26 protein-coding genes are annotated in these 22,172 nt (G+C 73.2%); 7 read left to right on the top strand and 19 right to left on the bottom strand.

What is annotated here, in order from left to right:
* Positions 1 to 14 precede the first annotated feature (14 nt).
* The 3 genes from JQN84_RS28320 to JQN84_RS28310 are packed head-to-tail and all read left to right on the top strand — an operon-like array spanning position 15 to position 1,197.
* Positions 15 to 368: an ArsR/SmtB family transcription factor gene (locus JQN84_RS28320; RefSeq protein ID WP_239486331.1), complete on the top strand. Its 354-nt coding sequence runs from the start codon at positions 15 to 17 to the stop codon at positions 366 to 368.
* Positions 365 to 844 carry an SRPBCC family protein gene (locus JQN84_RS28315; RefSeq protein WP_204961616.1) on the top strand — a complete coding sequence of 160 codons (480 nt, stop codon included), beginning with the start codon at positions 365 to 367 and terminating at the stop codon, positions 842 to 844. Before JQN84_RS28320 ends, JQN84_RS28315 begins: the two co-directional genes overlap by 4 nt.
* Positions 841 to 1,197 (top strand): nuclear transport factor 2 family protein, encoded by a 357-nt coding sequence (locus tag JQN84_RS28310; protein WP_204961615.1) that lies wholly within the window; start codon positions 841 to 843, stop codon positions 1,195 to 1,197. The genes JQN84_RS28315 and JQN84_RS28310 overlap by 4 nt, the downstream gene beginning before the upstream one ends.
* 105 nt (positions 1,198 to 1,302) lie before the next feature.
* Here JQN84_RS28310 and JQN84_RS28305 read toward each other — a convergent pair whose 3' ends face one another.
* The 6 genes from JQN84_RS28305 to JQN84_RS28280 all read right to left on the bottom strand — a co-directional run bounded on the left by JQN84_RS28305 (position 1,303) and on the right by JQN84_RS28280 (position 6,530).
* Positions 1,303 to 1,863 (bottom strand): hypothetical protein, encoded by a 561-nt coding sequence (locus JQN84_RS28305; RefSeq protein WP_204961614.1) that lies wholly within the window; start codon positions 1,861 to 1,863, stop codon positions 1,303 to 1,305.
* A 28-nt stretch (positions 1,864 to 1,891) separates the two neighbouring features.
* Complete coding sequence (locus JQN84_RS28300; protein WP_204961613.1) at positions 1,892 to 3,079, bottom strand: S1 family peptidase; 1,188 nt, start codon at positions 3,077 to 3,079, stop codon at positions 1,892 to 1,894.
* 314 nt (positions 3,080 to 3,393) lie between these two features.
* Positions 3,394 to 4,287, bottom strand: coding sequence for a VOC family protein (locus JQN84_RS28295; protein ID WP_088647651.1), 894 nt, complete (start codon positions 4,285 to 4,287; stop codon positions 3,394 to 3,396).
* The gene (locus JQN84_RS28290) at positions 4,284 to 4,601 is read right to left on the bottom strand and encodes a Dabb family protein (protein ID WP_168222470.1); all 318 of its coding nucleotides are present in this window, start codon (positions 4,599 to 4,601) and stop codon (positions 4,284 to 4,286) included. The genes JQN84_RS28295 and JQN84_RS28290 overlap by 4 nt, the downstream gene beginning before the upstream one ends.
* 22 nt (positions 4,602 to 4,623) lie before the next feature.
* Positions 4,624 to 5,112 carry an aromatic-ring-hydroxylating dioxygenase subunit beta gene (locus JQN84_RS28285; RefSeq protein ID WP_204961612.1) on the bottom strand — a complete coding sequence of 163 codons (489 nt, stop codon included), beginning with the start codon at positions 5,110 to 5,112 and terminating at the stop codon, positions 4,624 to 4,626.
* 44 nt (positions 5,113 to 5,156) lie between these two features.
* Positions 5,157 to 6,530: an aromatic ring-hydroxylating oxygenase subunit alpha gene (locus JQN84_RS28280; protein WP_204961611.1), complete on the bottom strand. Its 1,374-nt coding sequence runs from the start codon at positions 6,528 to 6,530 to the stop codon at positions 5,157 to 5,159.
* 309 nt (positions 6,531 to 6,839) lie between these two features.
* On the opposite strand from JQN84_RS28280, the gene JQN84_RS28275 reads away from it, so the two are divergent.
* Complete coding sequence (locus JQN84_RS28275; protein ID WP_204961610.1) at positions 6,840 to 7,949, top strand: acetamidase/formamidase family protein; 1,110 nt, start codon at positions 6,840 to 6,842, stop codon at positions 7,947 to 7,949.
* A 245-nt stretch (positions 7,950 to 8,194) separates the two neighbouring features.
* Here the strand turns inward: JQN84_RS28275 and JQN84_RS28270 are convergent, their stop codons facing one another.
* The 7 genes from JQN84_RS28270 to fdxA are packed head-to-tail and all read right to left on the bottom strand — an operon-like array spanning position 8,195 to position 13,758.
* A complete protein-coding gene (locus tag JQN84_RS28270; RefSeq protein ID WP_204961609.1) occupies positions 8,195 to 9,094 on the bottom strand; it encodes a ribokinase in 900 nt (299 codons plus the stop codon).
* 6 nt (positions 9,095 to 9,100) lie between these two features.
* Complete coding sequence (locus tag JQN84_RS28265; RefSeq protein WP_088647236.1) at positions 9,101 to 9,475, bottom strand: cupin domain-containing protein; 375 nt, start codon at positions 9,473 to 9,475, stop codon at positions 9,101 to 9,103.
* A gap of 25 nt (positions 9,476 to 9,500) precedes the next feature.
* Positions 9,501 to 10,379, bottom strand: coding sequence for an HpcH/HpaI aldolase family protein (locus JQN84_RS28260; RefSeq protein ID WP_204961608.1), 879 nt, complete (start codon positions 10,377 to 10,379; stop codon positions 9,501 to 9,503).
* 7 nt (positions 10,380 to 10,386) lie between these two features.
* Complete coding sequence (locus JQN84_RS28255; protein ID WP_204961607.1) at positions 10,387 to 11,553, bottom strand: hypothetical protein; 1,167 nt, start codon at positions 11,551 to 11,553, stop codon at positions 10,387 to 10,389.
* Positions 11,550 to 12,470 (bottom strand): fumarylacetoacetate hydrolase family protein, encoded by a 921-nt coding sequence (locus tag JQN84_RS28250; protein ID WP_204961606.1) that lies wholly within the window; start codon positions 12,468 to 12,470, stop codon positions 11,550 to 11,552. Before JQN84_RS28250 ends, JQN84_RS28255 begins: the two co-directional genes overlap by 4 nt.
* On the bottom strand, positions 12,467 to 13,447 hold the full coding sequence (locus tag JQN84_RS28245; protein WP_204961605.1) for an NAD(P)/FAD-dependent oxidoreductase: 981 nt from the start codon (positions 13,445 to 13,447) through the stop codon (positions 12,467 to 12,469). The genes JQN84_RS28250 and JQN84_RS28245 overlap by 4 nt, the downstream gene beginning before the upstream one ends.
* Positions 13,447 to 13,758, bottom strand: a complete 312-nt coding sequence (gene fdxA / locus JQN84_RS28240) for a ferredoxin (RefSeq protein ID WP_204961604.1) — start codon at positions 13,756 to 13,758, stop codon at positions 13,447 to 13,449. The genes JQN84_RS28245 and fdxA overlap by 1 nt, the downstream gene beginning before the upstream one ends.
* 210 nt (positions 13,759 to 13,968) lie before the next feature.
* On the opposite strand from fdxA, the gene JQN84_RS28235 reads away from it, so the two are divergent.
* A complete protein-coding gene (locus JQN84_RS28235; RefSeq protein ID WP_204961603.1) occupies positions 13,969 to 15,303 on the top strand; it encodes a hypothetical protein in 1,335 nt (444 codons plus the stop codon).
* Between the two features lie 49 nt (positions 15,304 to 15,352).
* Complete coding sequence (locus JQN84_RS28230) at positions 15,353 to 16,186, top strand: IclR family transcriptional regulator (RefSeq protein WP_204961602.1); 834 nt, start codon at positions 15,353 to 15,355, stop codon at positions 16,184 to 16,186.
* Between the two features lie 58 nt (positions 16,187 to 16,244).
* Here JQN84_RS28230 and JQN84_RS32445 read toward each other — a convergent pair whose 3' ends face one another.
* The 3 genes from JQN84_RS32445 to JQN84_RS28215 all read right to left on the bottom strand — a co-directional run bounded on the left by JQN84_RS32445 (position 16,245) and on the right by JQN84_RS28215 (position 17,955).
* Positions 16,245 to 17,000 (bottom strand): IclR family transcriptional regulator, encoded by a 756-nt coding sequence (locus JQN84_RS32445; RefSeq protein WP_204961601.1) that lies wholly within the window; start codon positions 16,998 to 17,000, stop codon positions 16,245 to 16,247.
* 101 nt (positions 17,001 to 17,101) lie between these two features.
* The gene (locus JQN84_RS28220) at positions 17,102 to 17,554 is read right to left on the bottom strand and encodes a nuclear transport factor 2 family protein (RefSeq protein WP_281896519.1); all 453 of its coding nucleotides are present in this window, start codon (positions 17,552 to 17,554) and stop codon (positions 17,102 to 17,104) included.
* Positions 17,542 to 17,955: a VOC family protein gene (locus JQN84_RS28215; protein ID WP_240762839.1), complete on the bottom strand. Its 414-nt coding sequence runs from the start codon at positions 17,953 to 17,955 to the stop codon at positions 17,542 to 17,544. The genes JQN84_RS28220 and JQN84_RS28215 overlap by 13 nt, the downstream gene beginning before the upstream one ends.
* A gap of 223 nt (positions 17,956 to 18,178) precedes the next feature.
* Between JQN84_RS28215 and JQN84_RS28210 the strand changes: the two genes are divergently transcribed.
* Entirely contained in the window at positions 18,179 to 19,207 is a 1,029-nt protein-coding gene (locus tag JQN84_RS28210) for an aldo/keto reductase (protein ID WP_204961600.1), read from the top strand.
* Here JQN84_RS28210 and JQN84_RS28205 read toward each other — a convergent pair.
* The 3 genes from JQN84_RS28205 to JQN84_RS28200 all read right to left on the bottom strand — a co-directional run bounded on the left by JQN84_RS28205 (position 19,140) and on the right by JQN84_RS28200 (position 22,089).
* On the bottom strand, positions 19,140 to 20,531 hold the full coding sequence (locus tag JQN84_RS28205; protein WP_307821462.1) for a helix-turn-helix domain-containing protein: 1,392 nt from the start codon (positions 20,529 to 20,531) through the stop codon (positions 19,140 to 19,142). The two genes, JQN84_RS28210 and JQN84_RS28205, sit on opposite strands and share 68 nt — an antisense overlap.
* Positions 20,518 to 20,688 (bottom strand): hypothetical protein, encoded by a 171-nt coding sequence (locus tag JQN84_RS31750; protein WP_239486329.1) that lies wholly within the window; start codon positions 20,686 to 20,688, stop codon positions 20,518 to 20,520. The genes JQN84_RS28205 and JQN84_RS31750 overlap by 14 nt, the downstream gene beginning before the upstream one ends.
* A gap of 189 nt (positions 20,689 to 20,877) precedes the next feature.
* The gene (locus tag JQN84_RS28200) at positions 20,878 to 22,089 is read right to left on the bottom strand and encodes a helix-turn-helix domain-containing protein (RefSeq protein WP_204961599.1); all 1,212 of its coding nucleotides are present in this window, start codon (positions 22,087 to 22,089) and stop codon (positions 20,878 to 20,880) included.
* Between the last annotated feature and the right edge of the window lie 83 nt (positions 22,090 to 22,172).

The following is a 22,172-nucleotide window of genomic DNA, read 5'->3' as shown; positions in this document are numbered from 1 at the left end:
ATTATGGTGGAGCCATGTCCACCGCCTCCGTACCCATGGCACCCGGTCCGGATCTCGACGCGGCCTTCGCCGCGCTCGGCGACCCGGTCCGACGCGCCCTGGTGGCCCGCCTCGCCCACGGGGACGCCACGGTGGGTCAGCTCGCCGCGCCGTTCGAGCTGACCCCGCAGGCGATCTCGCACCACGTCGGGGTGCTGCGCCGCTGCGGCCTGGTCGAGCAGCGACGCGAGGGCACCCGACGCCCCTGCCGCCTCCGGACGGATCAGCTCTCGCTGCTCGGCACCTGGATCGACGAGCAGCGGCGCACCTGGAACGACCGGCTCGACGCCCTGGAGCACCACCTCACCGACGACGGGGCGGCCCGGTGACCGACGCACACCTGCGGGGCGACGAACTGATCGCCCGACGGCAGCTCGCCGCGCCGCCCGAGCGGGTCTGGGCCGCGTTCACCTCGCCGGCCGGCATCACTGCCTTCTGGGGCGGCTCGCACGCCACCGTGCCGTCCGGGTCGGTGACCGTCGACCTACGCCCCGGCGGAGAGTTCGCGCTCGACACCCGCGCGCCGGACGGCCGCACCCACCGGCTCCGGTTCGTCTACGTGCGCGTCACCGCACCACACGAACTCGTCTTCGACGAACCGGTCACCGGCCTACGCACGATCGTCACCCTCCGCCCCACCACCGACGGTACGGACCTCACCGTCCACCAGCGACGACTTCCCCCCGAGCTACGCACCGCCCGGGCGGTCGACGGGCTCGCCGCGATCCTCGACGCCCTCGCCGCACACCTGCGCCAGCCCGGCCCGACGCCTGCACCAGACCATGTGACGACGGAGCAACCATGACCCCGCAGACCCAACGTGACCTCGTCGCCGAATACTTCGCCGGGTTCCGGACGAGCGACCACCCACGCATCCTCGCGACCCTCACCGAGGACGTCGAGTGGGTCATCCACGGTCACCGGACCACCCACGGCAGGGCGGAGTTCGACGGGGAGATCGAGAACCCGGCGTTCACCGGCAGCCCGGCGCTCGACGTCCACCGCGTACACGAGGACGGCCCGGTCGTCGTCGTCACCGGCGAGGGCCGGGGAGTCAGCGTCGACCACGGGCCGTTCCGCTTCGCCTTCAACGACCTGTTCACCTTCCGCGACGGGCTGATCGCCCGGGTCGACTCCTACGTCGTCCCGCTGCCCTGAAACGACGCCGCGACACCCGCACCGGTACGGCGACGGATCCCGCGCGGGCGTACGGACGTCGCGGGGCCGACGCGACGCGCGCCGGCCCCGCCATGGTCGGCCTGCTCAGTTACTGAAGAACGTGCACTGGAACGCCATGTCGTCCACCCGTACGGGGCCGCTGCCGCCAAGTAGGGAGACCCGGACGAACACCTGGCTCGGGCCGTTGGCGTAGCTGGCCACGTCGTGCCGCCGCCAGACGGTGTCGGTGATCCGGACGGTACGCAACGCGAGGTACGTCCAGCTCGCCGGATCGATCACCTCGACGTTGAGCACCGCCGGCCCGCTGACCGCCTGGACGTAGAACCCGCCGCCGCAGGTGGTGTTGTGCCCGGCGGTACGCGGCCGTACGGTGAGCAGCTTGCCCACCCCGGACCAGCCGCCGGCCGACGTCGTGAGAATGGCGTTGTTCGCACCGGAGTGGGCCTTCCCCGCGCCCAGCTCGAAGGCTCCGCTGCCGGCACCGGAGCGGTGGAACTCCCACACCGCCGCCGGGTTGCTCTCGAACCCGTCCGTGTGCTGCCAGAGGTCCGCCTGGGCGGGGCTGACGGCCACGGTGAGGGCCACCGTCGTCGCCGTGACGGCCGCGGCGGTGAGGCGTACGGCCCGGGTGAGTGCGGTTCTCATCGCTGTCTCCTCTGCTCGTCGCCGCACGTCACGGCGCACCGTAGATGACGACCTGGTACGTGGTGATCGCCTCGCCCACCGGCTGGTGCCAGGTGCGCGGCGAGGAGTTGCACTGGTTGCCGTTGCGGTTGGCGTGCGAGTTCAGCCCGTACCCGGTGTTGCCGGCGAAGAGCGGCCCACCACTGTCACCGCCGAGGGTGCAGATGTTGGTCTCGATCATCTGACGTACGGTGCCGCCCGCGCCGTTGACCGTCACGTTGGTCTTGAGCACGGAACCGCACCGGAATCCGGTGGTCCGGCCCGAGTTGCAGACCGACAGCCCGCTCACCGCCGTCGCCCAGCCGTGGATGCTGCGGCTGGTGTTGTTCCACAGGTTGATGGTGCCGGTGGCCCAGACCGACGGACCGTTCATCCAGATGAGGCCGAAGTCGTTCTCCGGGTAGTTGCTCTCCAGCGACGGCCCGACGTCCTGCCCGTTGGGCAGCGTCCAGTGCGGGTAGCCCTGGGTGCAGTGCCCGGCCGTGATGATGTAGTTGAAGGTGTAGTCGGTGGCGGTGAACCCGGCCGAGCAGCCACCCAACGAGTCCCCACTGGAGATCCCGACGTTCGGCTGGATCGGGCCGGCGCCGGTCTCGAAGCGGACCGCCGTGCCGAACCGGCGCGCCGCCGAGCGTTGCACGGCGTTCTTCGCTCCCGCCGTCGGCAGGCTCACCACCACCTGGTTGGTCGCCGGGTCCACCCCCCAGGTCGTGCCGGGTTCACTCGCCGCGGCCTCCAGCGTCCGCTGGATGGTCCGTAGTTGCCGCTCGCCCCGGGCGACGAGGCGCGCCTTCGCGCCGGCGGCGGTCACCTTCGCGGCGGCAGCGGCGTCGGTGACGGTGACGACGAGGGCGCCGTCGGACAGGTACGCCCCGCCCGAACTGGCACCCAGCTCGGTGGTCAACCGGTTGGCGAGCCGGACGTGGGCGTCCTCGGCGCGCAGCAGCTTCTCGGCGGCGTCGCGGCTGATGCCCCGCTGTGCGGCGATCGCCGCGGCCATGTCCGCCGCCCCGGTCGCCCGGCCCGACCCGGCGACGGCAGCGGCGGACGCCGGGGTTGCCCGGCCGGCGGCGCGGGCCTGATCCGCCGCGCCCCCGGGGCCGGCGGGCCGGTCGACCGGCCCCGCCACCGCGGCCGTCGGGACGAAGGCCATCGAGGACACTGCGACGAGTGCCATGGCGAGCAGAGATCTACGGCTCGGTCTCTTCCTGTCCGGCCGGCTGATGGTGACACGTTCTGACATTCACCACTCCCATCACGAGAGGATCCGTCGGCCGGACCATGGGCCGACCGGACGGCAATCCTCGCAACGGGGAGTGGGACGGGAAGGGGATGCTGGACGCGGCTGGACACGCCCGGACACCTGACACCGGACGTGCCGGGCCCGGACGGGGTGGCGGGGTGGCCCCCTGACCGGGCCACCCCGCGTTCGCGCCCCTCACCGACGGGCGGGTACGACAGTCCGCCGGCCGGTCCTGACGGGGGCGCGGGTCAGAAACGCGCCCAGTCGTCGGCGGCCGGCCGCCACACGTCGATGTTGCGCGGGTCGACCGCCATCCGGCGGGCCCGGTGGGTCTCGTGCTCCTCCGGCGTGAACACCCGGTGCCTGTCGCACAGCTCGTAGCGCGGCCCGTGCCGGGTGTCGTGCATGTAGAAGGCGATCGACGTGGACGCCGAGTGGTTGACCAGGTCGGAGGCGATCGGGACCTGCTTGTACTGGGCCCGTGCCCGGCCGCGCATCACGTGGTCGAAGCTCTTCATCATGAAGCACAGGTGCGCGACGTAGAACTCGTTGTTGCGCTGGATCGCCAGGCTGTGGTGGTAGCGGTCCTCGCTGCGCAGGAAGACCGTGACGTCGCCGACGTGGTCGGACTCCAGGAAGCCGAGCACCTTGGTGTAGAACGCCAGCGTCTCGTCGTACTTGTCGGTGGCGAGGAACGGGTGCACCAGGTCCAGCGGGCGCAGCTCGATCAGCGGCGGCTCGGCGTACTCCTGGAACTCGGTGAACAGCTCGACGATCAGCCCGTTGGGGTCGCGCACGGCGAAGCCCCGCTGGACCAGGCCCTTGACCCGGTCGGCCAGCTCGAACACCTCGTGCCCGGCGGCGGTGACCCGCTCCCGCAGGTCGTCCAGGACGGCGTCGTTCTCGACGCTGAACCCGACCGCCGTGGTCCACGACTCGGTACGCTGCGGCGCGGCGACCAGCTCGATGCTGTGGTGTTCCAGGTCGGCGCGCAGGAACGCGTACTCGTCGTCGTGCTGTTCCAGTTGCAGCCCGACGTGGTACTGGAGGAACTCGATGGAGGCGGCCAGGTCGGGCACCTCGATCCGGGCGTACTCCATGCCGTAGGGCCCACGGCGGCGGGCGGTGGCCTCGGTGGTCATCTGTGACCCCTCTCGATGGGCTGGGCGTCCCCGGCGGTGGGGATACTGACGATGGCCTGACGCTCGATGACCGGCCGCCAGCGTTCCCGGACGAACCGCTCGTGCGAGTCGCTGTGCAGGTAGTCGAGCAGGTCCTGCTCGGTGGGGAACTCCACGACGAAGCCGTGGGTCATGCTGGTGTCGCGGGTGCTGACGTTGACCCCGCTGCGCCAGTTGCGCATCGCGGGATACCGGCTCGGGAAGGTCTCCAGCTCGGCCAGGACGGACTCGGCCGCGCCGGGCGGCAGGTCGTCGCGGAACCGGAAGACCAACATGTGGGTGATCATGGCGGCCGGCTCAGAGGATGAAGCTGAGTCGGGCGCCGGGGTCCATCGACTCCATCACGGGCACGGCCCGGCGCAGCCGGAACCGCAGCCCGTCCGGGTCGACCTTGAGCACGTGCTCGTAGCGGCCGACGTAGGTGTAGGCGCCGTTGTCGCGGTAGCGGTGGATGATGAAGTTGGCGCTGATCCAGACGGTCTCCGCGCCGGCCTCCAGCAGCAGCACGTTGGAGATCATCCGGTGGGTGCGCGAGTGCGGGTTCTCGGCGTGTGCCTTGCGGCTCTTGAGCCGCTTGACCCGGGCCTGGATCAGCTCGTAGTCGTCGGCCACGAAGTACCCGGCGGTGGTGGCGTCCCAGCCGGCCCAGTCGGTGGTCGGGACCTCCAACCGGCCACCCGGCTCGATCAGGGTGAGCCACTCGTCGAGCCGCCACTCGTCGAGCAGTTGGGCCTCCCGGTAGAGGAACTCCTCCACCTCGGCCCGGGTCACCTCGCGCGATGCCACACTGACCACTCCCCCACGGCTCCCGGCCGTCATCGACGACACGCTCACTTGCCCGCACCCCCCGCGGCGGGTCGGGCGGCGGGCGTACCGGCCGGCGGGTCGCCGGCCACGCTGGTGCTCGCCCCGACCTTCTCGGCCCAGCGTCGCCAGAAGCTGCGCATCGCGCCCTCGTCGATCGAGCGGCCCTGGTTGCCCTGCTTCTCGTTGGCCATGCCCCGGGACATGTCGCTCCAGTCGTGGGCGGGGTCGACCGCGTCGGCGGTCGCGGTGATGCCGCGCTGCACCGCCTCGTACGCCTCGATGTCGTCGGGGGTGGCCAGGCCGCCCGGCCCGACGAAGCTGACCATCGTCTTGATCCGCAGCGCGCGGACCGACTCCGGCTCGCCGACCTCGACGAACTGCCACGCCCGCACGTCGGTGCGGTCGGCGGCGACCGGTTCGAGCTGCCTGATGGTCAGCGCCTCCAGGTCGAACAGCAGCAGGTTGGGGAAGACGAACAGGATGCGGCTGGCGTCGGCCACCTCGGCGGCGAGCTCGGGGCCGAGACGGGCCTCCAGCTCGCGGCGCTTGGCGACGGTGCGGGTCTTCTCCTCGTCGCCGAAGCGGGGCTCCCAGACCATCCCGATCCGGCCGTTGTGCCCGGTGAGCACGAGCAGCCCGTGGCCGCCGCCGAGGTCGTAGGCGTACTGGTCGTCGTCGGTGACGGCGAACCCGGTCTCGCGCAGGTAGCCGACGAAGGTGTTGTGGGTGGGGGCGAAGTGGTAGCCGTCCATCGCGTTCTCGACGGCGAGCTTCCAGTTGCCCTTCACGCTGTAGAGCTGCACGCCCGGCAGGGTGGTCATGCCGTGCTCGCCGATCTTCGCGGTCAGTGACATGTAGTGCGCGGCCGGCCCGAGGTGGGTCAGCAGGTCGGGCACGTCCGCGTCGAAGGCGACGAAGACGAAACCCTCGTGGATCTGGAGCCGGGGCACCTGGCGCAGCGCCATCGACGCCCGGAAGGCGGGGTCGTCGGGGTACGCGTCGTCGCCGGGCAGCGCGGCCAGTTCGCCGGAGTTGCTGAACGCCCAGGCGTGGTAGAAGCACTGGAAGAACTTCGTGTTGCCCTCGCTGTGCCGGCACAGCACGGTGCCCCGGTGGGTGCAGGCGTTGAAGAAGGCCCGCACCTCGCCCCCGGCGTCCCGGCAGAAGATCAGCGGTCGACCGCCGAGGGTGCGGGTCTTGAAGTCACCCGCCTTCGGGATCTCGGTCTCGTGGCCGAGATAGAGCCAGGTGTGATTCCAGATCCGGTCGATCTCGGTCCGGAACACCTCGGGGTCGCGGTACGCCGAGCGGTGCACGCGGAACCGCAGCGCCTCCCAGTCCTCGTCGATCATCGCGCCGGCTGCACCGAGCGGACGTACCGGCGTCTGCTGCGCCATCACCTCACCGCCTTCTACGTCATGCGAGACAGCATCTCGCTACACGATGCTGCTACTCGGCCATGGCAACTGTCAAGAGCAGGGCAGACTCCGACACCGGGTTACTCGCTGTTAATACGAACGCAACACGCAACTGTTGCTTCGCCGGTCACGATCCCCTACATCCGACATGGCCCGGCCGATCCGCCCGCCCCGATCGCCGGCCCTTGGACGCGGCCCGCGCATCCCGTCGCCGGCCGCCGGCCACCCGCACCGGGCAGCGCCGTCCCGTCGCACCGCCAGCCGGTGTCACCCCTTCCGGAGGATGTCATGCTCCAGCCGCACGATGGCCCGATCGGTGGAACCCACTACCTGCCCAGCACCCCGGACACCTGCCTGTGGGGCCGGCTGCCCGACCGGCGGCACGAACCCGTGCTCCGGGTCGACTCCGGCGAGACCGTGACCATCGACACGCTCAGCCACGAGGGCATCCTGGAGGACCAGGGCCGCGACCCGGTCGGCTTCCTCAAGCAGTTCGACGTGCCCACCGACCGGGTCCTCACCGACGCCCGCGACCTGGCCGCCTCCGACGTCGCCCACGACTACGACGCCGACGGCCCGCACGTGGTCACCGGCCCGATCACGGTGGCCGGAGCCGAACCCGGCGACCTGCTCCGGATCGAGGTGCTCGACCTGCTCGTCCGCGCCCCGTACGGCTTCATCAGCAGCCGGCACGGCTACGGCGCGCTGCCCGGCGAGTACCCGCTCACCCCCACCGACACCGGCCCGGACAGCGACGGCCCCCGGGAGTACGGCACCGTCAGCCACTTCACCGAGGTGATCCACCACGGCGGCCGGCTGTTCGGCACCCTGCCGTACGGCGACGGCCGGGCGGCCCGCTTCCCGCTCGCCCCCTTCCTCGGCCTGATGGGCGTCGCCGTGGACACCGACGAGCCGGTGCACTCGGTGCCGCCCGGCGCGTTCGGCGGCAACCTCGACATCAACGAACTCCAGGTCGGCTCCACCCTCTACCTGCCGGTGCAGCTGCCCGGGGCGGGCTTCTACGCCGGTGACCCGCACTACGCCCAGGGCGACGGTGAGGTGGCGCTGACCGCCCTGGAGGCGCCACTGCGGGCCACCCTGCGGCTGTCGGTGATCCCCGGGGCGCAGGCCGGTGGCCTGGTCGGGGCCGTCGACGGGCCGTTCGCCGAGACCGCCACCCACTGGCTGCCGGTCGGCCTGCACGGCGACCTCGACGAGGCGATGCGGCGGGCCGTCCGGGCCGCCGTCGACTTCCTCGTCCGCACCCAGGGCATGCCTCCGCAGACCGCGCTGGCCTACCTGAGCGCCGCCGCCGACTTCGAGGTGAGCCAGGTCGTCGACGGGGTGAAGGGCATCCACTGCCTGATCCGCAAGGCCGACTTCCCGGCCCACTTCTGACCGACGACGCGTCCCGGCCCGTGGCGGTGTGCCGCGGGCCGGGGCGGGCGGCACACCGACGCGCGCAGGGGTCGCCGCCACGCCGCTGCCCCCGACCGGGACGGGCCGGGGGCAGCGGACGCAGCCGGCCGGAGCCGGGCCGCACCGTCACCGACAGGCGGCATGCGACGGGCGGCAGGACCGGGGACCGCGGCGGCGACGGCCGGGCCGGGTGGCGCTGCCCGGCCGGGCCGACGGGGTGGGGTTCAGGCGCTGGTGGGCACCTCGACGCGACGGGGTGCGGCCTCCATCGCCCCGGGCCGGGTGACCGTCACCGCTGCCGCCCGGCTCGCCCACCGGGCCGCCTCGTCGATCGCCGCGCCGTCGAGCAGCGCGTCGGCCAGGGCGGCGCAGAAGGTGTCCCCGGCACCGGTGGCGTCGACCGCGTCGACCCGCTCCGCCGGGATCAGCCACTGCCGGTCGGTGGTCACCACCAGCGCACCGTCACCGCCGAGGGTCACCACCACCGGCCCCCGGGTGCCCAGCGACCGGGCCATCGCGGCCAGCGCGTCGGCCCCGGCGTCCGTCGGCGGCGCGCCGGCCAGGGCGGCCAGCTCCCCCCGGTTGGGCACCAGCACGTCGACCCGGGCCAGGGTGGCCGGGTCGACCGGGCGGGCCGGTGCCGGGTTGAGCACCACCAGCCCCTCGGCCAGCCGGACCGCCTCGGCCACCACCGCCGCGTCGACCTCCTGTTGCAGCAGCACCGCCCGCGCCGACCCGAGCAGGTCACGCAGCGGGCCGAGATGCTCGGCGGCGAGCCACATGTTCGCCCCCGAACTGACCGCGATGGTGCTGTCGCCGTCGGCGGTGACCAGCACGATCGCCTGCCCGGTCGGGCGGGGGGCGCGCAGCACCGCCTCGGTGGCCACCCCCTCGGCGGCGATCAGCCCGAGCAGCCAGTCGCCGTCGGCGTCGATGCCGACCGCGCCGACCATCGCCACCCGGCGACCCAGCCGGGCGGCGGCGACGGCCTGGTTGGCGCCCTTGCCGCCGCCGGCCCGCCGGTGGTCGGCCGCGCCGAGCACCGTCTGCCCGGGGGCGGGCAGCTCGTGCAGCGGCACCACCACGTCCACGTTGAGGCTGCCCACCACCACGATGTCGGTCATCGCCGGTCAGCCCTGCCCGGGACGCCAGGCGTGCGGCAGGAAGTCCGCCCGGGGCGGGGCGAAGACGTCCACGTTGATGCACGGGCCCTCGGTCGGTTCGATGTAGTGCTCCGCGCCGCGCGGCACCAGCAGCATCGAACCCGGCCCCATCGGGTGCGGCACGCCGTCGACGTAGTAGTTGCACCGGCCGCCGAGGATCAGCACCAGCTGGTCGAAGTCGTCGTGGTGGTGCGGGTTGAGGTCCATCCCGACGGCCAGTTCGTGCCAGGCGAAGAGGACCTCGTCGGTGGCGTACACCTTGCGGCGCACCCCGGGCCGGACGTCGGTGGCCGGGATGTCGTCCCAGTTGACCGAGGTGCGGTAGAGCTGCGGGTTGAGCATGTGAACGCGTCCCTTCTCGGGCGGGTCAGAGGGGTGCGGCGAGCCGACGCAGGCCGGTGCCGAGCAGGTGCAGGTCCGAACCGACGACCAGGTAGCGCGCGTCGGTCAGGCCACAGCGGTCCAGCGCCGCGGCGGACCGCTCGGGCACCCAGCCGCCGAGGTGGGTCCCGGTCGTGCGGGCCGCGGCGGCGATGTCCCCGGTACGCCGCAGCAGCGGCCCCGGGTCGTCGGTGGTCGACAGGCCCAGGCTCACCGCCAGGTCGGTGGTCCCGACGAAACCCACGTCCACCCCGGCCAGCAGGGCGGGCAGCGGGTCGTCGGTGGTCGCCGTCTCGATCTGGGCCACCAGTACGGGCGGGTGCTCGGCCTCCACCGCGAGATACCGGTCCAGGCCGTCGCCGCCGTACCCGGCCGACGGGTGCGCCAGGCTGATGCTGCGCCGGCCGTGCGGGGCGTACCGGCTGGCCGAGCGCAGCGCCTCGACGTCGGCCCGTCGGCGCACCGTCGACAGCTGGATCCCGACGGCCCCGGCCTCCAGCAGCCGGTTGACCTGGCCGGGGTCGACGGCCGGCACCCGGACCAGCGCCGGCAGGCCGGCCAGGGCGGCGAGCCGGAGCTGGTCGGTGGCGGTCCGCTCGTCCAGGCCGGAGTGCTCCAGGTCGATCACGACGAAGTCGAGTCCGGAGCGGGCGGCCAGGGCGATCACGTCACCGCCGGGCAGCTTGACGAACGTGCCGGCGAGCTGACCCCCGGCGCGCAGGGTCGCCCGCAGCCGGGAGCGGTGGCCGTGCACCCCGGCCGGCGGGGTCGGCTCGACGGAGGTCGGCGGCGTCTGCCCGACGGACGTGGACGGGGTCGGCTGGGCCGGCCCCGGCTCGCCGGACACCGGCCCGACGGCGGACATCAGGGCCTCACGCCCCGGTGGCGGGCAGCCCGCGCCACGGCACGGTCGGCACCTGCTCGCCGCCGAGCAGCACCACGCTCGGCTCCAGCCGGGGTGCGGTGATCGTGTTGCCGGCGGCGTCGGGGAGCACCGCCTCCTCGGCCTCGGCCAGCACGGTGACGTGGGCCGGGCCGCCCTCGACCAGGGTGCCGTAGCCCTCGGCGTCCAGGCCGGTCAGCCGGGCCGGCGCGGTCGTCACCCGGGGCACCAGCTGCTCCAGCGTCATCCCCATCGCGCGCAGCTTGGCCATGCTGGTGACCAGGTCGAACACCGGGCCGCGCCAGTTGCGGGCGCTGGTGTCGGAGGTGACCACGTCGGGCAGGAAACCCTGCTCGATCGCCGGACGGGCGACGGCGAAGCTGAGGTTGCTCTTGCCGTGGGCGGATTCGAACAGCACCCCGCGCTCGCGGGCGGCGTACACCTCGGGCAGCACGGTGCCGTCGTTGAGGATGCCGTACGGCTTGCCGGTGTAGCAGTGCGCCACCACGTCGCCGGGGCGCAGCAGGGGCAGGATCACCGGCAGCGGCTCCGGCGTCTCCCCGATGTGGATCATCAGCGGCAGGCCGGCCTCGGCGGCGAGCGCCAGGGAACGCTTGAGCAGCGGACGCCAGTCCAGCCCGACGACGTCCTCGGAGAGCCGGATCTTGAACCCACGCACCCGGTGCGGGTTCGCCTCGGCCACCGCCAGGGCGTCCTCGGGGACCAGCGTGCCCGGGTTGATCAGCTCACCGAACCGGAAGTCGATCAGGCCGAGGACCGAGACGTTGAGGAAGTTCACCAGCCGCATCCGGGCCGGCTCGGCGACGTACTTCTCGAACGCGGCGAAGGTGGACGCGCCGACGGTGCCGGCGTCGCAGGCGGCGACGACGCCCCGGTGCAGGTGCGCCTCGTCCGGCGGGGCCCCGACCTTGGAGACCTCGGCGAAGATGTGGGTGTGCGCCTCGACCAGGCCGGGCAGCACGTACTGCCCGGCGCAGTCGACCACCCGGTCGGCGGCGGCGGCGAGGCCGGGCGCGATCCGGGCCACCCGGTCGCCGGTCACCGCGACGTCGGCGACCTGGCTGGCTCCGGTCTGACCGTCGAACACCTGGCCACCGGCCAGCACCAGGTCGTACCGCTCGGAATTCTCACTCATGACATCGGGCTCTCTGTGCGAAGCGAGTGGGTCGACGCGTCGACGGCGGCCGGCGCGGGGTGGTCCGGGCTCTCGGCACCGAACCGGGTACGCAGGGGCAGCACCCCGGCGACGGTCACCTCCACCTGGTCACCGGGGCGCAGGAAGCAACCCCGGTCCTGGCCGGTGCCGGTCGGGGTGCCGGTGAGCACCACGTCACCGGGCTCCAGCACCACGTACCTGGTGATCCAGGCGAGCAGGTCGGGCACCGGGAAGATCAGGTCGGCGGTGCTGGCCTGCTGGCGCAGCTCGCCGTTGACCGTGGTGCGGACGCCGATGGCGTCGCGGTCGGCGACCGCGCCCAGGCCGAGCACCGAGGCGCCCAGGGCGCCGAACCCGGGGAAGCTCTTGGCCAGGGTGGGGTTGCCCGTGGCGGCCATCACGTCCCGGGCGGTCAGGTCGTTGGCGGCGGTGATCGCGGCGAGGTGCGCCCAGACCTGCCCGGCCGGGGTGTGGTGCATCCGGGCGCCGACGACCAGGGCGACCTCGCCCTCGTAGTCGGGCTGGCTGCTCACCGAGCCGGGCAGCGGCACGGTGTCCCCGGGGCCGGAGCCGGCGCTCGGCGATTTCAGGTAGAGCACCGGCTGGGTGGGCAGGGCCCGGCCGGTGGTGCGGGCCTTGCAGTGGTAGTTCAGCCCGACGCCCCACACCGCGCGGGTCCCGGCCAGCGGCGGGCGCAGGTCGCCGACGAGGGTCTCCAGCGGTAGCCGGCGGCGGACCCGGGCCTCGGCGGCGGGGGCGAACCCCCGGCCGGCGCGCAGCAGGGCGGCCACGTCCGGGGTGGGCAGGTCGAGCAGTTCGACGTCGTCGCCGGTGATCCGGCCCAGCCCGTACCGGGTGACGACGAGGTGCGCGTCGGTGGGCGCGGGGGCCGTCATACCGCGTCCGAGGAGTGGCCGGGTACGGTGCCGAGCGCCGGGTTGACCAGTGGGGCCAGGTTGTTGACGGCGGCGGCGGCCTCACCGAAGCCGACCGAGATCAGCCGGACCTTGCCGTCGTAGTCGGTGATGTCGCCGGCGGCGAAGACCCGGGGCAGGTTGGTCCGCATCGACCGGTCCACGGCGACGTAGCGGCGACGCATCTCCAGCCCCCAGCGTTCCATCGCGCTCAGGTCGGCGATGAAGCCGAGCGCGGCGACCACCGCCTGGGCGGGCAGGGTCTGCCGGCCCTCGCCGCGTACCTCGGCGATCCGCACCGCCTCGACGTGCTGTTCCCCGTCGATCCCGCTGACCTCGTACGGGGTGAGCACCCGCACGGTCGACTCGTGCAGCTGGGTGACGCTGCGTTCGTGGGCGCGGAACTGCGGTCGCCGGTGCACCAGGGTGACGCTGCTGGCGTACGGCTCCAGGGCCAGCGCCCAGTCGACGGCAGAGTCGCCACCGCCGACCACGACGACGTCCTGCCCGGCGAGTTCCTCCAGCCGGGGGACGAAGTAGCGCAGGCCCCGGCCGAGGTGGTCGCTGCCGACGGGCAGCTCCCGGGGGGTGAAGGTGCCGATGCCGGCGGTCAGCAGCACGGCCGCCGCCCGGACCTGGGTGCCGCTGTCGGTGCCGATGAGCACGTGGTCCTCGGCGCAGGTCAGCTCGATGGCGCTCTGCCCGAGCAGGAACGTCGGCTTGGCGGTGGCGGCCTGGGTGAGCAGGGCGTCGACGAGTTCCTGGCCCCGGACGGCGGGCAGCCCGGCGATGTCGTAGATCGCCTTCTCGGGGTAGAGGGCGGCGATCTGCCCGCCGGCCTCGGGCAGCGAGTCGATCACCGCCACGCTCATCCCGCGGAAGCCGGCGTAGTAGGTGGCGTAGAGGCCGGCCGGGCCGGCGCCGATGATCGCGAGGTCGACCTCGTGCCGCTCGGTCATCAGCCGGCGCTTTCCACGATGGCCGGGTGGTCGTGGCCGACCCGGCCGATCTTGCGGGCGCCGCCCGGGGTGCCGATCTCGGTGAAGAACTCGGCGTTGATCGGCCCGAACCGGGCGCGGTCGGCGGGCAGGTCGTCGAGGTGGAAGATCGAGGTGACCGGGCAGACCGGCTCGCAGCGCCCGCAGTCGACGCACTCGTCCGGGTTGATGTACATCATCCGGTCGCCCTCGTAGATGCAGTCCACCGGGCATTCCTCGACGCAGGACCGATCCTGTACGTCCACACATTCGTCGGTGACCACGTAGGTCATCGGTCCTCCTGCGGTTCGGTCGGCCGGCCGCATCCGCGCCGCAGCGGCAGGTCCGGACGGGCAGCCGATCCGGGTGCCGGGCCCGTTCCGCGACGTCGCCGGATGCGGGGCGATGTCGTTTGGTGTCAGGCCACGCTAGAGACCCGGCCCAGAGTATGTCAACATACGAGACGTCATCTTGAATGAAGTCACGCTGGCGAGAGGGAGCGGATGGACGACGAGGTACCGGCGCCCCTGCGCCACGCCGCCGCGCGGGCGGTCGACGAGGCCACCCTGGTCGACGCCCTGGCCGCGCTCACCGCCCAGCCCAGCCCGTACGGCCGGGAGCGGGCCACCGCGCTGCGGGTCGCCGACTGGGCCGCCACCCGCTGGCCGGAGCTGTCCTGGCAGGTCGACCCGCTGGAGCGCACCCCGACCACGCCCGACAGCGCCAACCTGGTCGGCGGCACCGACCTGGGCGACCACCCCGAGCTGTTGATCTACTCGCACCTGGACACCTCGCTGACCGGCGGGAACGACTTCGACGCCCCGATCACCGGCCGGCGCACCCCCGCCCCCGCGCTGGAACTGTCCGGCCCGGCCAACGAGGTGGTCAGCGGCTTCGGCCTCGGGGTGGCGCGGGCCGCGGCCGCCGCCGCCCTGGTCGGCTACGCCGCCGCTGCCGAGACCCTGCGGGCCGCCGGCCGGCCACACCGGCTGACCCTGCTGCTCGCCGCCACCGGCACCCACCGCGACGACCCCACCGCCGGCCCGGAGGACGGCGTCGCGCCGGCCCCCACCACCGGCGGGGTCCTGCACCACCTGCGCGGGCGGCCACGGCCGGCCGCCGCGATCGTGGCCAAGACCAGCCCACCGGGCATCCTCACCGCCGAACCGGGGGCGATGTTCCTGCGGGTACGCCTGTTCAGCGGGTTCCACCCGGCGCTGTTTCGGGACACCGCCACGCCCCCCGGCGGGCTGCTCGCCCACCTCGGCGTGGTGGTCGAGGCGCTGGAGGAGTTCCGCCGGGCCCACCTGGCCCAGCGGGCCGACCCGGACGCCCAGGTCGGGGCGGAACTGGGCCTGGGGGCGGTCCGCGCCGGCCAGGCGGGCAAGCCCGACCTGCTGCCCGGGGTGCTGGACCTGCACCTCTACCTGACCACGGTGCCCGGCGACGATCCGCGGCAGATCACCGACGCGCTGCGGGCCACCCTGACCCGGCGGCTGCGCAACACCCCGCTGGCCGACTGCGGGCTGGCCGTGGCCGGACATCCGGCCCACCCGTCCGCGGCCACCCCGCCCACCGCGCCGATCTGCCGGCACGCCGGCGACGCCTGGCTCGCCGCGTACGGCCGGCCACCGGCGCCGCTGCGCGGGTGGACCGGGTCGACCGACGGGGTGGTGCTGCGCGCCCGGGGGGTGCCCACCGTACGGCTGGGTCCGCCGGCGTTACCGCCCGATCCGGCCGACCCGCGACGGGACCGGTACGCCCTGTCGGAACTGGTGCGTTTCGCCCGGTTGTACGCCGACATCGCGGTGCGCCACCAGCAGGCATCGACAGGCTGACGTGTCATATGCCATGATACTGTCTCACTCTGCGCACAAAGGAATCCAGATGGCGGACGATGCCCCTTCGCCGGTCAAGAGCGCTGACCCCAGCTCACCGGCGATCCAGACCGTGCAGCGCGCGGCGGTCATCCTCAATGCGTTCACCGCGGCCCGCCCGCGCCTGAGCCTCAACGAACTCACCGCCAGCCTCGGCACCAGCAAGGCCACCGCGCACCGCTACACCAAGGCGCTGCGGGAGAGCAACCTGCTGCGCTACGACGAGCGGGAGGGACTTTACTCCCTCGGCCCGCAGATCCTGACCCTCTCCGCCGCCGCCCGCGCGGCGATGCCGGTGATCAGCATCGCCGGCCCGCGCATGCAGCAACTGGTCCGCGAGATCGACGAGACGGTCGTGCTCAGCGTCTGGGACGGCGACACCGCCGTGGTGGTCCGCGCCGACGACAACACCGACCGGGTGATCCGGGTCAGCGTCCGGACCGGCTCCCGGCTGTCCCGCACCGAATCCGCCCAGGGCCGGGTGTTCTGCGCCTTCCTCCCCGAGGCCGACGTGCCGGGGCTGGCCGACGAGATCGCCGCCTCCGCCGAGCTGCGCCGGGAGGTCGAGAAGATCCGACGGACCGGCATCTCGGCCAACACGCCCTCGGCCAACGGGGTCCGCAGCATCGCCGCGCCGATCTTCCGGGGCAGCACCCTGATCGCCGCGATGGCCATCGTCGGCACCACCACCTCGGTCCCCGAGGGCACCGACAGCCCGCTCGCCATCGCCCTGCAACGCGTCGCCGCCCTGGTCACCGCCGAACTGGGCAGCGGCGGCAACGGCCACCACCTGCCCGGTAACGGCAACGGCCAGCACCCCCCGGCCGGCAACGGCAGCCGCTGATCTGCCACCGCAGCCCGACTGCGGCACGCCGGTCGGGTCACCGGGCCGGCGGTCGGGGTCAGCCCGCGCCGAGCGCCTCGGACAACTCCCGGGCCACCAGCCGCAGGCTGTCCGCCGCCGCGGCCTCCACCGCGCCGGACAGCGCCGTGCTGGTGCCCAGCACGGCCAGCGCGGCCACCACCTGGGTCCGCTCGAACACCGGCGCGGCCAGCACGCGTACCCCGAAATCCTCGGGCGAGTTGGCCGCGTAGCCGTCCCGGCGGACCTGCTCGACGACGGCCCGCAGGCCCGCCGACAGCCGCAGCTGGCGGGCCACCGCGGGCGCCTCGGCGGCCGACAGGTAGGCGCAGAAGACCCGACCCTGCGCCGAGCGCAACAGATCCAACGGCGAGCCGGTGCGCACACTGAGCCGCACGTCGCCGCTGGTGTTGTCCATGCAGCGGACCACCGTGGGCGCCTCACCGTTCCACACGCTGAGCACCGAGGTCTGGTTGGTCAGCCGGGTGAGCCGGTCCAGGTGCGGTTCGGCGGCGGTGACGATGGGCAGCGCCGCGCGGGCGGCGGCCTCCATCGCCAGCACCTGCGGACCCAGCGTGTAGGTGGCGGTGGCCGTGTCGAAGCGCAGCAGGTTGGCCGCCCGCAGCGCGCGGGCGTACCGGTGGGCGGTGGCCCGGCTGACGGCCAGGTCGGCGGTCAGCTCGGCCAGGGTGAGCCGGGGCCGCTCCACGGAGAACGCCTGGAGGATGGTGGCGGCCCGCTGCACGGTCTGGATCGCCGGCGCGTCACCTGCCGACTCGTCGACTCCGCCCGTCACCGCGCCACCTCGCACTCGCCGTCCACCGAAAGGCGAACTCTACCGAGCACGGGCCGGATCCGGCGACACGGACACCACCGCACGCCGGATCCGGAAACCGGCTACGCCGGGCCGCCCGCCCCCGAACCGGGGACGGGCGGCGGTTCGGGTGCCCCCGCGAGCTGGCGGTGCACCTCGCCGCTGTCCCAGTAGTCGACCCGGTGGGCGATCAGGCCGTCGGCGTCGACCCGGAACCGGAACACGCCACGGATGCGCACCGGGGCCCGGCCGGCCGAGGCCAGCCGGAACGACATCCGGTACGCCACCGCCGCCCGGTCGGCGTCGACGAGCAGTTCCTCGACCTCGTAACGCAGGTCGACGAACTCGGCCAGGAAGCCGTCGAGCCGGGCCCGGTAGCGGGCCCGGCCGACCACCGTGCGGCCGAGGGCGGCGGTGTGCTCGTTGACGAAGTCGACGCTGACGCAGCCGGCGACGGCGTCGGCGTCGTGGGCGTTCAACGCCGCCAGGTACCGCTGCACGGCGGCGCGGGTGGACGCTGCGGTCAGCTCCCCCACCGACGCCGCACGGTGTCGAAGACCTGCTGGTCGTGGGAGATCTCGATGACGTTGCCGTCGGGGTCCTTCAGCGCGCAGATGTAGCCGACCGGCGGCGGCATCTGCCGCGGCTCCCAGTGCAGGCAACCCAGCTCGCGGGCCCGCCCGGCGATCTCGTCGACGTCCGACCGCTGCGGCACCTCGATGCCGATGTGCGCGAACGGGTGCAGCAGGCCGAGCTGGCCGCCCTTGTCCTTGTTGAAGGAGACGAGCACCAGCACGAACGGGGTCTCGACCTGCTTGTCGTTGGAGAGCCAGACGCTCTCGCCGTCGGCGTCGGCGAACCGCTCCACGACCACCAGCGGGGTGAGCGTGGTGTAGAACGAGATCGCCTTGTCGAGGTCGCCGGTAGGCAACGCCACATGCGTCCATCGGGCTTGGGTCAGGCCGGTCGCCACTGTTACCTCCACCGTACCGAAATGTCCATCACTATCGCGTCCACCAGCCTATTCACTCGGTGCCGGCGGGGACGATGTGCCGGGGACACAAAGCCGACGGGTCCGCTTCGACGCGCCGGGACGGTGCCGCCGGCCCGCCGCCGTGCCAGCGTGGGGGCACACCGCCGTACGGGAGGACGATCGGATCATGCAGTACCGCAGACTGGGTGGGACGGGGGTCGAGGTGAGCACCCTCTGCCTGGGCACCATGATGTTCGGCGCCTGGGGCAACACCGACGAGCAGGAGTGCCACCGGATCGTCGCCGAGGCGCTCGACGCCGGGATCAACCTGGTCGACACCGCCGACGTGTACGCCCACGGCGAGTCCGAGGAGATCCTCGGCCGGGCGCTGCGCGGCCGGCGCGACGACGTGGTGCTGGCCACCAAGTTCCACGAGCCGATGGGCGACGACCGCAACCGCCGGGGCAACTCCCGCCGCTGGATCCGGCAGGCGGTCGACGGCAGCCTACGCCGGCTCGGCACCGACTGGATCGACCTCTACCAGGTGCACCGCCCCGACCCGCTCACCGACGTCGACGAGACCCTCGGCGCGCTGACCGACCTGGTCCGGGAGGGCAAGGTCCGGATGATCGGCACCTCGGCGTTCCCCGCCGAGCAGCTCGTCGAGGCGCAGTGGGTGGCCGAACGCCGGCAGCGGGAACGCTTCACCGTCGAACAGCTCGGCTACTCGGTCCTCACCCGGGGCGTCGAGGCCGCCGCCCTGCCCACCAGCGCCCGGTACCGGCTCGGCGTGCTGGTGTTCAGCCCGCTCAACGGCGGCTGGCTGACCGGCAAGTACCGGTCGACTGCCGTACCGGCGGACTCCCGCGCCGGGCGCAACGGCGACCACTTCGACTTCCGCGACGCCGCCGCCCGGGACCGCAAGCTCGCACTGGTCGACGAGCTGGCCACGCTCGCCGACGAGAGCGGCCTGACGCTGATCGACCTGGCGCTCGGGTTCGTGCTGAGCCACCCGGCGGTCACCAGCGCCATCATCGGCCCGCGTACCCTCGCCCAGCTGCGCAGCCAACTGCCCGCCGGGGAGCCGGCCGGGTTGCCGGCCGACGTGCTGGACCGGATCGACGCGCTGGTCCAGCCGGGCCACGACGTCAACCCGGCCGACGCCGGCTACCGGGTACCGGCCCTGACCGACCCGACCCTGCGCCGTCGCCCCTGACGTCGCCGTCGGCACCGCAGAGGGGGCAGCGGCCGTCGGCGCCGGATCGCTGGGCCCGACGGGTCTGGAGGGTCAGTCGGTTGCGGATCTGGGCCAGGGACAGGAATGGCGCGGTCATGCTCAGGTCACCCCGAGGGCTGCGGCGAGCTGGATGATCGTGGTGGGGGCGTGGGGGGGCGTGGGCCAGGTGGGCGAGAATCACGCGGGCGGCGGGCCGGTGGCGTACCTCGCAGGGGGCGGTGCGCTCGGCGGCGAGCAGGGCGCGGCCGGCGTTGGCCGGGTCGCCGGTGTGCAGGTAGGCGCAGGCGGCGTCGAGCAGGTGCGCGGCCCGGTGTTCGGCGGGTAGCCACCGAAAGGCATCGCGGGTGCCGGTCTTCTCGTGCCAGGCCACCGCCTCCCCGGCGTCGCCCAGGTCGAGGGCGGCGGTGACCCGGGCCAGATCCACCGCTGCCGGTCCGAATCCGGTCCGGTGGTGGTCGTGGCCGTCGCCGACCTGGGCGGCCATGTCGGCGGCCTCGTCGAGGAACGTGGCCGTGGCGCGGTCGTCGCCGTCGCGGGCCGCGGCCAACGCCGCCTGCACGACGAGCGTCCCGCACAGCGACAACTCCGGGGCGGACGCAGCGCCGGGGTCGGGCGGGGCGATCCGGTAGGCGGCGGCCAGCGCCGTCGACCGGGCCACCCGTGCCCGCCCCGATGCCCGCAACACCTGACTGAGCTGCACGGTCACCGCGGCCACCGACACTGCCTCACCGGCCGCGGCGGTCATCGCCCGATCGGCGGCCAACCACGCCAGATCCGCCTCGCCGAGCTTGACCAGCAGCGCTGCGGCTAGCCGGTACACCTCCACCAGCACCGGCCCGCCCCCGACCGGATCACCGGCACGGGCCCGCTGCGCTCCACCCACCAACCCCGGGAGCATCCCGGCCACCTGCGGATGGCGGGCATGCTGGAAGGCGACCCAGGCGTGGGCGGCGTCCCGCCCCAGACGATCCGCCGGCACGACCCGGCCCGGCGCTGACGGCCTTCCCACCGCGACGTCGTACGTCGACAGGGCTTCCCGGATCTGCGCGACCCCCTCGACCGGACCGGACACGTCCGCTGCCTGGAGGTCCCGGCCGAGCAGCACACCCGGGTCGATGCGCAGGACAGCGGCAATGTCCTGGAGCGTGGACACCTTGTCCAGGGTCCGGACACCCCGCTCGACCTTGTCCACCCAGCTCTTCGACTTACCCAACCGGTCGGCGAACACCTGCTGCGACAACCCACGCCGCCCCCGCCAGTGCGCCACCCGCCGACCGACCGGCAACAGCTCACCGCCCTCCACGACGCCACCGCCGATCCGGCACCGCCCGCGTCGTCTCCTCCACCGGAATCCGGTCCGCCTCGGCCTGCGCGAGCAGCCGCCGCCGCGCCGCCTCCCGCTCGACCGCCTGAATCCGCTCACCCCGGCTCGCACCCGGATCACGTTCTTCGTCGCCCACCTGCGTCCCCTTCCGCAAGGGCGCGACGGTGTACCGAGAGTTCACCACTGCCGCGCCCGGGTCACAGGGACGGTCCGCCCCCGTGCGGGAGACGTGGCGAGCAGGCGAAGCCGCACCACCCGCCACATCCCGTGCCGGAGAAGCTACGCAAGGTCACGGCGGGGAGCGGGTAGGGTTCCTACCCCCGGTTTACGGGATGAGCCCGACCTTCACCGCGAGGTCACGGGCCTCGTCTAGGGTGGACCGTGGACCATCGAGCAGGTCCAGGGTGATCTGACGGGCGTACCCGTTGAAGCGGATCGTCTCCGGCGCTGACTCGTAAGCCTGCCGGAGCATCGCCACGGCCGCGTCCTTGTCGCCCTTCCCGTGGTGCGCCCGCGCGGCCTCGATGAGGTGCCGCGCCCGACGCGGCCTCGACGGAATCGCCGCCGCCTCGTGCCGGCGTGCCTGTCGTACCGCCTCGCCGGACTTCTGCAACTCCACCGCCACGGTCACCGCATGAGCACCCATGATGACCCGGGAGAACGACGTCTGCGGCTGGTAGAAGCCCTGTGGCAGGCGCTGCGCGACCCGGTCCGCGCGATCCCAGTACCGCCACGCCCGGCCCTCCTCCCCCGCCCGAGCAGCGGTGTAGGCGGCCTCGAAGTTCAGCGCTCCCCACAGGGCGAGGAGCCCTGCCTCCCCTTCGGCCGCCCGGGATTCCAGAGCCGACAGCACGTCCAGCGTCACCGCCATCGCGGTGTCCCAGTCGCCGGTGTCCCGGTGCACCTGCCCCAGGAACCATCCGGCGCGGGCGAGGGCCTCGGGCTCGCCCGACTCCTGCGCCGCCACCATCGCCCGATCCGCCACCCGCCAGATCAACTCGGCTGCGGGCTGGTAGGCAAGGAACATCTGTACCAGCCCGAGCGTCTCGGCCAACAACGCCTGTGCCTGTCGCCGCTCCGCGCCCTCGTACGCCAGGGCGGCATGCTGCACGTCCCGCAACAGCCCGGGCAGCAACGCGCCAAGCACCGTTCGGTGATCCGATGCCTGATGACGGGCCCGCCACGCCACCGCGAGCCGCTCCCGCAGGCTGGGCAACGACTCGGCCGGAGCGTCCCGGAGGATCGCGAAGCGGTTCACCGCGTCCCGCACCGATGCCAGTGCCGGATGCTCCGGGCCGTTGACAACCGCTGACCGGTTGCCCAATTCGCCAGCGAGGACGGAGACGTCGATCTTGAGGGCACGAGCGATCCGGTCCAGCATGTGAATGCGCGGCGGCAGGATGCGGTCGGTCTCCACCGCCTTGACCCACTCGGCACTCCGGCCGACCAGCCCACCGAGTACCGCGCGGGTTTTTCCGGAGCGTTCCCGGTAGACCTTCAACCGCTGCCCGAACGTCAACTCCGGCAAGGAATCCACCCCGACCTCCTCGTCAGTGCGGGATGCGCCACCGGCCCACCGGCCGCCGTCACACCAACGCTACCGACCGCCCCGCCACCACA

Origin of the sequence: Micromonospora humidisoli, from assembly GCF_016900955.1 — a bacterium.
Lineage (GTDB): Bacteria > Actinomycetota > Actinomycetes > Mycobacteriales > Micromonosporaceae > Micromonospora > Micromonospora wenchangensis.
The sequence above is the reverse complement of the archived record's forward strand: the minus strand, read 5'-3'. Positions and strand labels throughout refer to the sequence as shown.